Genomic DNA, 10,986 nt, shown 5'->3' with positions numbered 1-10,986 from the left:
TGCCGCGCTCGGCTGCCCCATGAATTGACGGAGATTTCTGGATGACGGTGTATTTCATCGGCGCGGGCCCTGGCGACCCGGAGCTGATCACGGTGAAGGGCCAGCGCCTCGTGCGCACGTGCCCGGTGATCCTGTATGCGGGCTCGCTCGTGCCGCCGGCGGTGCTCGACGGCCATCGCGCGGAACAGGTCGTCAATACGGCCGAGCTCGACCTCGACGCGATCGTCGCGCTGCTCGCCGACGCGCATGCGAAAGGGCAGGATGTGGCACGCGTGCATTCGGGCGATCCGTCGCTGTACGGTGCGATCGGCGAACAGATCCGCCGGCTGAAAGCGCTCTGGATTCCATATGAAATCGTACCGGGCGTGACGGCCACGGCCGCATGCGCGGCGACGCTCGGCGTCGAGCTGACGCTGCCCGGCGTCGCGCAGACGGTGATCCTCACGCGCTTCGCGGGCAAGACGACGATGCCGGAAGGCGAAGCGCTCGGCTCGCTCGCCGCGCATCGCGCGACGCTCGCGATCCATCTCGGCGTGCGGCATCTCGCCCGGATCGTCGACGAAGTGCTGCCGCATTACGGGCCCGCGTGCCCGGTCGCGGTGATCTATCGCGCGAGCTGGCCCGACGAGGAACGCGTGACCGGGACGCTTGCCGACATCGTCGGCAAGGTGCAGGGCACGCAGATCGAGCGCACCGCGCTGATTCTGATCGGGCGCGTGCTCGATGCGGAAGGGTTCGCGGATTCGACGCTGTATGCGAGCGGGGGTTGATTGCGCGTGTGCGGAACGCCAGGCGCTTCGAGGCATCGCGACAACGGGTTTTCTCGCGAGCCGGTCAACTGATCGACTCGCTTGGCCGTGCGGCACTGACCGTGCGATCCGGCGCGCCTGAGTAACACGGGGCAACCGCGCGCCGGCATCGATTCGGACCGACGCCAGACCGATGCGCCTTCGCGTTGCTGCCGATCGGCGCTAGATGCTATGTGGGAGGGCAGTGACAGCAAGCCCGACTGGAGTAAAACGGGAGTTGCACACTCGTTTCTCCGAAGGAGCACGCAAATGGATACGCCTGACACAGCCCTCCGTGGGCAGAATACGACGGCAGGTGGCCGCCTGTACATGGCTTTTGAACTGAGCGAGAAGAACTGGAAGCTCTCACTGGGTGATGGCCAGCGCGCGCCCAGCCGCTGTACAGTCGCAGCGGGTGATACCACGGCGGTTCTCACTGCCATCGCGAACGCTCGGACACGCTGCCATCTCGGCGCCGATGCACCGGTCTACAGCTGTTATGAGGCTGGCCGTGACGGCTTCTGGCTGCACCGCTGGCTGACCGAACACGGCATCGTCAATCTCGTGGTGGATTCGGCCAGTATCGAGGTGAACCGCCGTGCCCGTCGGGCCAAGACAGACCGGCTTGACAGCGACAAGTTGCTCTCCATGCTGATGCGCTACCGCTCCGGCGAGCGGCGCGTGTGGGCGGTGGCCCGCATCCCCACGCCTGAGCAGGAAGATGACCGGCGCCTGCACCGGGAGCTCGAACGCCTGCGGCATGAGCGCACCGCGCATACCAACCGGATCCGTTCCCTGCTAGTGCTGCACAACCTGCGCATCAGGTATGTCGGCGGCCGGATCTGGATGCACTGGTGGGCCCGGCAGCGTGAGCTGCTCGCGCCCGGTCTGCGCGCCGAGATTGAGCGCGAATGTGAGCGGCTCGCCCTGGTGCGCCAACAGATCCGAACGCTCGAAATGCAGCAGGACCGACAGGTACGCAGCGGCGCACATCCCGGCATGGCGTTGCTGGCACAGCTTGTCGGCATTGGTACAGGCAGCGCGTGGACCCTGGTCAGGGAACTGTTTGGCTGGCGGCAGTTTCACAACCGCCGGGAAGTGGCTGGCTGCCTCGGCCTCACCCCCACGCCGTACGCCAGTGGCACCAGCGAGGTTGAACAGGGCATCAGCAAGGCGGGCAACAAACGATGCCGGTGGCTGATGGTTGAGCTCGCCTGGAGCTGGCTGCGCCTGCAGCCCGGCAGCCAGCTCAGCCACTGGTTCAACCAGCGCTTTGCCGGAACCGGCAAGCGGCTGCGGCGCATCGGTATCGTGGCGCTCGCACGGCGTCTGGCGATCGCCCTGTGGCGATTTCTCGAGCACGGCGAGATCCCCGAGGGCGCCATACTCAAGTCGGGAGAGGCCTAACACCGTGAGGGCCTGAACCATATGAGATGCAGCGACAGCATGTAAAGGTCAACGCGCCCGGAACACGCTCGGGTTACCCATTGCGGGTGACCGTTTACCTAGATGGGGCGCGTCGGTAACAGGGTGGCGCCAGCGCTACGCGCATGCGGCATGAGGTGACCGGCCTGCCAGGCCGGCACGGATAGAAGGTCGACCCGGCACTGACCGGTCAACAGACACCCTGACCTGAGTGACATTGACTTGCCAGGCTGCAAAAAGTGTAGGTCATCAGCGTCACAGCCTGCGATTCACAGATTGTCTACGGGCAGCGTGCGTCTGTTCGTAGCAGGCGACCCACACAAACTGACTGTAGATAACAGGTAAAGAGAGTTACTTCGTATAACAAAATTATCATCTCGAGCGGGGCTTGACTTCTGATTCCACATAGAAGGGCCTGTTCACGCTAATAACGGGCTTGCGAACGTGCCTTTCCGCCCGCAAGGCAAGGAGAGAGGAGGCGCAATAGCCGTAGCTATTGCAACGATGAACGACGCCGCAATGCGGGCGGAAAGGCACGTTCCCCTGTTTGGAAAAATCATTCGTGGGGGCCAGCGCAAGCCCGTTATTAGCGTGAACAGGCCCTAGGCCGGCGCGACGCGCCGCGCAAGCTGCGGCACGAAACCCGCCGCCAGCGCGAACAGCACCACACACAGGCCAGCCATTGCGACCCACGCGGGCGACAGATCGGCGAGATGCTGGCGCACGACGCCCGCCGCGAACGGAAACAGCCCCGCGATCAGATAGCCGATGCCCTGCACGAACCCCATCAGCGACGCCGCATCGGCCGGCGTCGCCGCATGATCGACCGTGACGATCAACGACAGCGGAAACAGCGCACCGATGCCCGCACCCAGCAGCAGCGCGGCCGGCAACGCGAGCGTCTGCGGCGCGGCCAGCATCACCAGCAGCCCCGCGAGCAGCGACGCGATCGCCGCGTGCAGCATGGGCCGGCGATCGGGCAGGCGGTCGATGGTCGCCGAGATCGCGAGCCCCGCGACGACTTCCGAGAGCGTCACGCCGCCGAGCAGGCTGCCGGCAGCCGTTGGCGACCAGCCGAGCCGCATGTAGTACGGCGGCAGCCAGGCCAGCACGAGCGTGTACGCGCCCGTCGCGATCCCGAAGAACACCGCGAGCCGCCACGCACGCGGCGAGCGCGACGGCCGCGCCTGCGTCACCGACGTCGAAGCTGACGCCGGCCGCGCCCCGGACGCCGGCGCATCGCCGCCACGGCTGGCCAGCGGCCACGCGAGCGCTGCGATTGCGGCCGGCAGCGCCCAGCCCGCGAGCGCGACGAGCCAGCCCCAGCGGGTCGCGGCAAACGGTGCAACGACGCTCGCAAACACCGCGCCGCCCATGATCGACGTCGAATAGACGCCCATTGCGCCGCCGATCCGCGTCGCGAAATGCGCCTTCACGAACCCCGGCAGCAACGCCTGCACCATCGCGATCCCGATGCCCGCGCAGCATGCGCTCGCCAGCAGCAGCCCCGCATGCCGCGCGCCGATGCGCGACGCGCAGGCGAGCCCGATCAGCGCGACGCCGAGCCACACGCCGCCCGCGATTCCCGTCGCGCGCTGCAGCCGCCGCGCGCTCAGCGCGCCGAAGCCCATCAGCAGGATCGGGATCGTGGTCAGCAGGCTCGCCGCGCCGTCGCCGATGCCGGTCGCACGCTGGATCATGTCGAGCAGCGGACCGATTGCGGCCAGCGCCGGCCGCAGGTTCAGTCCGACCAGCACGACGGCGGCGAGCCGCCATCCTGGAGAGGCGAAACGATTCATGGAACGGCCCTCGATATCGGTGCATGCCCCCTGCGTCGAGGCGCATGCGTTTTCAGGTAAAGTATCTCGACATCAAGATAAATGCCGATTTATCTCGACGTCAAGATAACTGGTGAGCCGAGGAGGGTTAATGGATCGAGCCGCGCATGCGCTCGCGCAATGGCGCATCGAGCGCCCGGATCTGGATGCGTCGTCGATGCTCGTGATGGGGCGGCTGCAGGAAGCCGCGCTCGTGATCGCACGCGACGGTCTCAATCCGCTGTTCGCGCGCTACGGGATGCAGCCGGGCGAATTCGACGTGCTGGCGACGCTGCGCCGCAGCGGCGCGCCGTTCGCGCTGACGCCGACGGCGCTGTACGACGCGCTGATGATGTCGTCGGGCGGAATGACCGCACGGATCGACCGGCTGCAGAAGGCCGGCTGGGTCGAGCGGCGGCCGAACCCGGCCGACGGCCGCGGCACGCTCGTCGCGCTGACGGACGCCGGACGCGTGCTGATCGACGATGCGGTGGTCGCGCACGTCGACAATCAGCGCGCGATGCTGGCTGCGCTGTCGCAGGCGGAGCAGGCGCAACTCTCGGCGTTGCTGGAAAAGCTGCTGGCAGGATGGGGGGAAGGAGCGTCGGCGCCGGCCGAAAAATAACGCGGCCGAATCGTCCTGCTGCCCGCAACGAGGGACATGCGGACACACCGAAGGAAAGCGGGAAAGCCGCCCGCCGCGCGATGCGGCGGGCCACGCAGACAGCGGGCAGCGCCCGCTGCACGGATCAGTCGCGTGCCGGGATGTTGAGCCCGCGCACGACGGCCGGACGCGCGACGAAGGCTTCGAGCGCCCGCGCGATGTTCCGGAATTCGCTGAAGCCGACGAGGTCGCCCGCCTCGTAGAACCCGACCAGGTTGCGCACCCACGGGAAGATCGCGATATCGGCGATCGTGTACGTATCGCCCATCACCCACTTGCGGTTCGCAAGATGCGCGTCGAGCACGGCGAGCAGGCGCTTCGACTCGTCGACGTAGCGATCGCGCGGACGCTTGTCTTCATAGTCGCGGCCGGCGAACTTGTGGAAGAAGCCAACCTGACCGAACATCGGGCCGATGCCGCCCATCTGGAACATCACCCACTGGATCGTCTCGTAACGGCCGGCGAGATCCTTCGGGATCAGCTGGCCCGTCTTGTCGGCGAGATAGATCAGGATCGCGCCCGATTCGAACAGCGGCAGCGGCCGGCCGTCGGGGCCGTTCGGATCGATGATCGCCGGGATCTTGTTGTTCGGGTTCAGCGACAGGAATTCGGGCGACAGCTGGTCGTTGGTGTCGAAGCGCACGAGGTGCGGCTCGTACGGCAGGCCGGTTTCCTCGAGCATGATCGACACCTTGACGCCGTTCGGCGTCGGCAGCGAGTACAGCTGGAGACGGTCGGGATGCTGGGCAGGCCACTTTTTCGTGATCGGGAAGGCAGACAGATCGGGCATGGAGGTTCGCTCGTCAACGTGGAGGATCCGCGGTCCGCCGGCCTGCCGGGCGTCGCCGGCAGCCCCTGACACGGCGGCAGGGGCGGGACGAGCGCATCGACGGGCGGGCGGGGCGCGCCGAAAGCGCCCACTGTAGCCGATCCCCGCGATCGCTGCAGGCGGCGGCCGCGAGTCGCGCCCGAGCGCCGCCGCGCGCATCGCGCCGTGCTTCGCCTGGCTGCGTCGTCAGAAGTTGTGCCGCAGCCCGACCATCGCGGCCGTCGTGCCGACCCCGGGCGCGACCGGCTGCCCGTACGCGAGCATCTGATCCATCGTGCCGCGGTTGTTCACGTGACCGACCTGTGCATAGACCATCGTCCGCTTCGACAGGCTGTAGTCCGCCGTGAGCACGATGGCCGTCGACCGGTTCTCCGAGCGGTTGCGGTCCTTCAGGTAGTACACGGCGGAGGCGACCTGCAGCGCCGGCGTGAAGCGATAGCCGACACCCGCCGACAGCATGTCGAGGTTTACCTTGTCCGCATGCGACGGATTCCGGCCGTTGCCGTACGACGCCGACACCGAGAAATCGCGGATCGTGTATTTCGCGCCGAAATAGACGAAGCGGTTATTGTCGACGCCGGTCGGCGCGGTGCCCGGCGCCGGATTCGTGTCGTGGCCGTTGTAGTAGACGGCCGATGCGTTCAGCCCGTAGTTCGCATACCTGAGCACGACCGATTCGCGCGTGCCGCCCTGGAACTGCCCGGCGACACCGCCCGGCGCGTATTCGAGCGCGATCGATGCGCCCGCGAACGTCGGCGACTGATAGACGAGCGCATTGCTGTCGTACAGCGCGCCGATCGCGCCGTTGGTGCTCGTCCCCGGCCAGCCAGCCGCCGTGTTCAGGCCGAGCCACGCGGTCAGCACGCTGCCGAAGAACTGCGCGTTGCGCACGTCGGTGTCGGCCATCGCGTAGATCATCGGCACGATCTGGCGGCCGGCCGTGAACGTGCCGAACGGGCCCGACACGCCGAGCGACGCAACCTGGTTGAAGATCGCGACGGCGCCGGGCGTGTCGCTCAGCTGCATCTTACCGGTGCCGCTGTCGAACGAGCCCTGCAGCTTGAAGTTGACCTTGTAGCCGCCGCCGAGGTCCTCGCTTCCCTTGATGCCCCAGAAACTCGAATAGATGCCGCCGTCCTTCATCCGGAACACCTTGCCGGTGTTCGGCGCGGTCGGGCTGAACGACGCGGCCGACGTGCTCTGGTACAGCATGCCGGTGTCGACCACGCCGTACAGCGTGACGGAGGATTGCGCGTGTGCGAGCACCGAACAGCCGGCGAGCGCCGCGAGCGCGGCCAGTTTCGTCTTCATCGAAGTCTCCAGGATCGTAATGGACCGCACGGGATCGAGCCCGTGCGAGTGAAGCGGGGAAGCATCGAGGCAGGCGGGAAGGCGTCGGATGCGACGCCGGTGCGAGCCGTGCGGAAAGACTACGCAACGGCGCGCGGCCGCTCCCCCCCATGCGCGGGGGGCAGGGTTGCGGAGAATCGAAGGAGGGCGGCAATGATGCCGCCGTCGACGGCCGGTAAGGACAACGCCGGTACGGACGTGTAGAGGGGGGCGGTCAGGGCGCGCTTTCGAGCAGCCCGAGCACCAGCGCGCGGCGCACCGCGTGCTTGCGCGAGCTGGCGTCGAGCTTGCCGAACAGGTTCTTCAGGTGCCACTTCACGGTTTCCTCGCCGACGGCAAGCGCGACCGCGATCTCCTTGTTCGACAGGTTGCGCGCGAGCAGCTCGAGAATCGCGCGCTCCTTGGGCGTCAGCACGACGCTCGGCACCGCGCGCGGGCTGGCGGTGCTGCGCGGTGCGGGCGGCACGATGCGCGGCTGCGGCTGCGCGGCCCGCGGGGGACCGTCGCCCGCGGCCGCCTCGTCGCCGGCGCGGCGCGCCCAGTCGGCGACGGCCGGATGCGCGTCGGCGAGCGTGCGCGTGAGGCCGAACATGTCCGCGAGGTTCATCGCCTCGTCGAGCCGCGCGCGACCGCCGTGCCCCGACTGCTCGAGCGCGAACGCACTCAGCGCCATGATCTCGATGCGCGCGCGCCCCATGCTCATCTCGCGGGCCAGTACGGCCGCTTCGTCGAGCGCCGCGCTCGCGTCATCCCAGCGGCGCGCGGCAAGCGCAGCGCCCGCGTGCGCCATCGCCTGCAGCAACACGACGGGGCGCCGCCACAACGGCCCGTGCGACGGAAATTCGGCCGCGGCGATCGCGTCGATCCGCTCGACCAGCGCATGGCAGGTTGCCTCGCGATAGCGTGCCGCATGAATGCGCACCTGCTCGGCGAGGCTCGCGACCGACAGCCGCGGCAGCCGCCGCGCGACACCCATTGCGTCGAGCGCCTCGAGCAGGTCGATCGCGCGATGCTCGACGCCGCGCAGCAGCGCGATGCGCGCGGCCGTCAGATAGCCGAGCAGCACGGTGTCGGGCGTGCCCGCGTGCTCGAGCACGTCGAGCCGGTTCGCGAGCAGCGCGGCAGCCTGGTCGACGCGATCGGACTCGTATGCGATCGCCGCGCACATCGCCGCGAGCATGCAGGTCAGCGGATGGCGGCGCCCGAGGTCGGCTTCCGCGCGCGCGAGTGCCGGCGACAACGCGTCGTCCGCGAGCCGGATCTGACCTTCGCCCAGGTAGCTCAGGCCGGTGATCAGCTCGCCCCAGCGCGCGACGTACCCGAACCCGGCCGCCGTCTCGCCGCGCGGCGCGGCCTGCTGGAAGCGGCGCGCCTGCGCCGGTTCGCCGACGATGATCGCGCGCGCCGACAGGCGGTTCGCATGCATCTGGGCCAGCCATGTCGCCGCGGGCGGCGTGAACTCGGCCCACGGCTCGAACAGCTCGACGAAACGGTCGATTTCGTCGGCGTAATAGGCCGCCGCGCTGAGGATCAGCGCGCATTCGTAGCGCATCGCGGCCGGCGTGCCGGCATCGGCCAGGATGCCGGCGATCTGACGCTGCGCCTCGACATGGCGCTCGCCGAGCGCCAGCGCCCAGGCGACCGCGATCCGCAGCGTCGGGCGCTTGTCGAGTTCCGCGTCGGGCAACAGCGCGAGCCAGTCGAGCACGTCGTTGATGCGGCCCTGCTTGATCGCGTCCTCGAGGCAGCGCTGCGCGAGCGCGTACGCGGTCTCGACCTGGCCGGCCGCATACGCATGGCGCGCGGCTTCCTCCGTCATCCCGTGCGCATCGAGCCACGCAGCCGCGCGTGCATGCAGCTCGCTGCGGTCTGCGTCCGGGCCCGCCGCCAGGCGGTCGCGCAACGTATCGCGCACGAGCGGATGCAGCCGGCACCAGTCGGAATCGTCGGACGCGATGAACAGCGGCGTGTCGCGCGCGAGCCGCACGAGCCGGTCGGCGGCATCCGCGTCGTCGAGCAGCGCGGCGCACAGCGACGGATGCAGGCGGTCGGCCACGCTCGTGCGCGTCAGGAACGCGGTGTCGTCGGCAGACAAGTTCGCGAGCAGCAGCTCGACGAGCCGGTCGCGGGTGCCGTCCATGCGCGCGGCGAGCGCGTCGACGGCCTGGCGCGGATCGGCCGAGCGCGCCATCGCGGCCATCGCGAGCTGCAGCCCGAGCGGCCAGCCGTCGACGCGTTCGAACAGCCGCGCGCACGCATCGGCGTCGACCCGCCGCGCAAAGCGTGCGCCGACCAACGCGATCGTCTCGTCGAGCGTGAAGCGCAGCCAGTCGGGGCCCACGAGCGTGCATTGCCCGCCGGCGAGCAGGTCGCCGGCCGCGTGATCGAGCCCGCGCCGGGCGGCGACGACGACCCGCAGGTTCTGCGGCGCGTTGTGCAGCACGTAGGTCAGCGCGTCCAGGCCCGCGGCCGGCAGCCGCTCCGCATCGTCGACGATCAGCAGCGCGTCGATCGACAGTTGCGCGACTTCGGCCAGCCACGCGGTCAGCCCCTCCAGCGCGCGCGCCGCACCGCCCGAAACCAGGCGCCCGAAACCGGGCCGCGCGCAACCGGTGCGCACCGCCTGCACGAGCCCCAGCAGCAGGCGCGGCGCGTCGTCGCGCTCGTCGGCGGACAGCCATACGACCGCGCGGCCGAGCGCGAGCGATTCGCGGCGCCATTGCGCGAGCAGCGAGGTCTTGCCGTAGCCGGCCGGCGCCTGTACGAGCGTGACCGGCCGGGCGTCGAACGTCGGCGCGGCGAGGCTCAGCCGCGCACGCGCGAGCAGTTGCGCCGGCACGCGCGGCGCGGTCGTCTTCAGCACGAGTTCGGTGGGGGGCGCGTCGGCGCGATCGGGTGGGTGGGCCATCGGGGCAGCAGTCGGATTCCGGCGATGCCGTGCGGGCCAGCGTCCGGGGTGGTTGTGGGGGGAAGGATCGGCCGAACCGTGTTCGCGCGTCAATCCCCCCCGCGACGAGTGGGGCCGCACCGCCGCCCGGTCGATAGCATGGGTTCCGATGCGTGACGAACGCAATTGACGAACGCGACGAGGAGGGACCATGAACATCGTATCGACCGGCACGCAACGCAGCGCGTCGAGCGCCGGATAAGCGGAGCGGCACGATGTATCGCCATCTGCTCGTGACGGTCGACGGCGTGCCCGGCGGCATCGACGCGATCGGCCATGCGCTCGAACTGGCGCGGGCGGTCGGCGCGCGGGTCACGTTCGTGCTGCCGGGCGCCGCGCCGGGCTCGCGTTTTTCCGGAGCGCGGATGCCCGAACAGGGTGCGAAAGTGGAAGCCGCTGCGCGGGCGCAGGGGCTGTCGCATGCGATCGCGGGGGTCGGCCATCCGGGGGCCGGCCATCCGGGGGCCGGCGACACGTCGCCTGGCGCGCTCGCCGCCGATCTCGGCTGCGACCTGATCGGCGTCGCGGCGCTGCCGCACGACGCCGATGCAGCCGCAGCCGTGCAACGGCAGTTGCTGCTCGCGACGAGCGGCGTGCCCGTGCTCGTGTGCCCGGCGCGGCATGCGCCGGCCGAGGTGCGCGTGATGGCACGCTGTCTCGCCGCGCATCGTGCGCTCGGCGAGCAGCTGCAGGCCCTGATGATGGCGAGCGAGGATGCGGACGTGACAAGGCGGCCGACGGCCGACGCGAGCGGCATGCCGACGGCGCTGGCATCGCTTGCGGCGCTGCAGGACGCACGCTTCGGCACGTCCGCCGAAGCCCGTCTCTTTGCGGCATTGCGCAGGCGGGCGGAGAGCACCGCGGCCGAGCTCGACGAGCTCGATCGCCAGCGGCGCCGCGATGCGCACGCCCTTGATGCGCTGGCGCGGCTCGCCGCCGCCGGTCTGCCGTCGGCCGCATTCGATGCCGCGCTCGCCGTCTATGCGCGCGGCGCATTCGAGCAGATGGGACGCATGGAAGGCGTGATATTCCCGGCCGCGCGCCGCTACCTGGGCGACGCCGACTGGAACGAACTGGACCAGCCCCCGGCGGGCGGCGCAGCCACGCCGCCGCCGGGCGCCAACGAACCCGACGATGCGTGACGCGCATCCGACCGAATACCTACG

The 10,986-nt window shown here is 69.5% G+C and carries 8 protein-coding genes; 4 read left to right on the top strand and 4 right to left on the bottom strand.

Annotated features, from left to right (window positions below; translation table 11 throughout):
- Nucleotides 1–41 precede the first annotated feature (41 nt).
- Nucleotides 42–770, top strand: coding sequence for a precorrin-4 C(11)-methyltransferase (gene cobM, locus DIE15_RS09025; protein WP_057924481.1), 729 nt, complete (start codon nucleotides 42–44; stop codon nucleotides 768–770).
- Nucleotides 771–1,058: 288 nt separating this feature from the next.
- Nucleotides 1,059–2,195, top strand: a complete 1,137-nt coding sequence (locus DIE15_RS09020) for an IS110 family transposase (RefSeq protein WP_057928810.1) — start codon at nucleotides 1,059–1,061, stop codon at nucleotides 2,193–2,195.
- Nucleotides 2,196–2,815: 620 nt separating this feature from the next.
- Here DIE15_RS09020 and DIE15_RS09015 read toward each other — a convergent pair.
- On the bottom strand, nucleotides 2,816–4,012 hold the full coding sequence (locus DIE15_RS09015) for an MFS transporter (RefSeq protein WP_124833008.1): 1,197 nt from the start codon (nucleotides 4,010–4,012) through the stop codon (nucleotides 2,816–2,818).
- A gap of 130 nt (nucleotides 4,013–4,142) precedes the next feature.
- On the opposite strand from DIE15_RS09015, the gene DIE15_RS09010 reads away from it, so the two are divergent.
- Nucleotides 4,143–4,655: a MarR family winged helix-turn-helix transcriptional regulator gene (locus tag DIE15_RS09010; protein ID WP_057928964.1), complete on the top strand. Its 513-nt coding sequence runs from the start codon at nucleotides 4,143–4,145 to the stop codon at nucleotides 4,653–4,655.
- A gap of 124 nt (nucleotides 4,656–4,779) precedes the next feature.
- On the opposite strand, the gene DIE15_RS09005 is transcribed toward DIE15_RS09010, so the two are convergent.
- The 3 genes from DIE15_RS09005 to DIE15_RS08995 form a co-directional block, all read right to left on the bottom strand.
- A complete protein-coding gene (locus DIE15_RS09005; protein ID WP_124833007.1) occupies nucleotides 4,780–5,484 on the bottom strand; it encodes a glutathione S-transferase N-terminal domain-containing protein in 705 nt (234 codons plus the stop codon).
- Nucleotides 5,485–5,709: 225 nt separating this feature from the next.
- Nucleotides 5,710–6,834, bottom strand: a complete 1,125-nt coding sequence (locus DIE15_RS09000; RefSeq protein WP_124833006.1) for a porin — start codon at nucleotides 6,832–6,834, stop codon at nucleotides 5,710–5,712.
- Between the two features lie 253 nt (nucleotides 6,835–7,087).
- The gene (locus DIE15_RS08995) at nucleotides 7,088–9,781 is read right to left on the bottom strand and encodes a LuxR C-terminal-related transcriptional regulator (protein WP_124833005.1); all 2,694 of its coding nucleotides are present in this window, start codon (nucleotides 9,779–9,781) and stop codon (nucleotides 7,088–7,090) included.
- Between the two features lie 254 nt (nucleotides 9,782–10,035).
- Between DIE15_RS08995 and DIE15_RS08990 the strand changes: the two genes are divergently transcribed.
- Complete coding sequence (locus DIE15_RS08990; RefSeq protein WP_124833004.1) at nucleotides 10,036–10,962, top strand: universal stress protein; 927 nt, start codon at nucleotides 10,036–10,038, stop codon at nucleotides 10,960–10,962.
- Nucleotides 10,963–10,986 lie beyond the last annotated feature (24 nt).

It is taken from the genome of Burkholderia sp. Bp9031 (assembly GCF_003857965.1).
Taxonomy (GTDB): domain Bacteria; phylum Pseudomonadota; class Gammaproteobacteria; order Burkholderiales; family Burkholderiaceae; genus Burkholderia; species Burkholderia ambifaria_A.
Note: the sequence above shows the minus strand (reverse complement) of the source record. Positions and strands in the feature narration are given on the sequence as shown.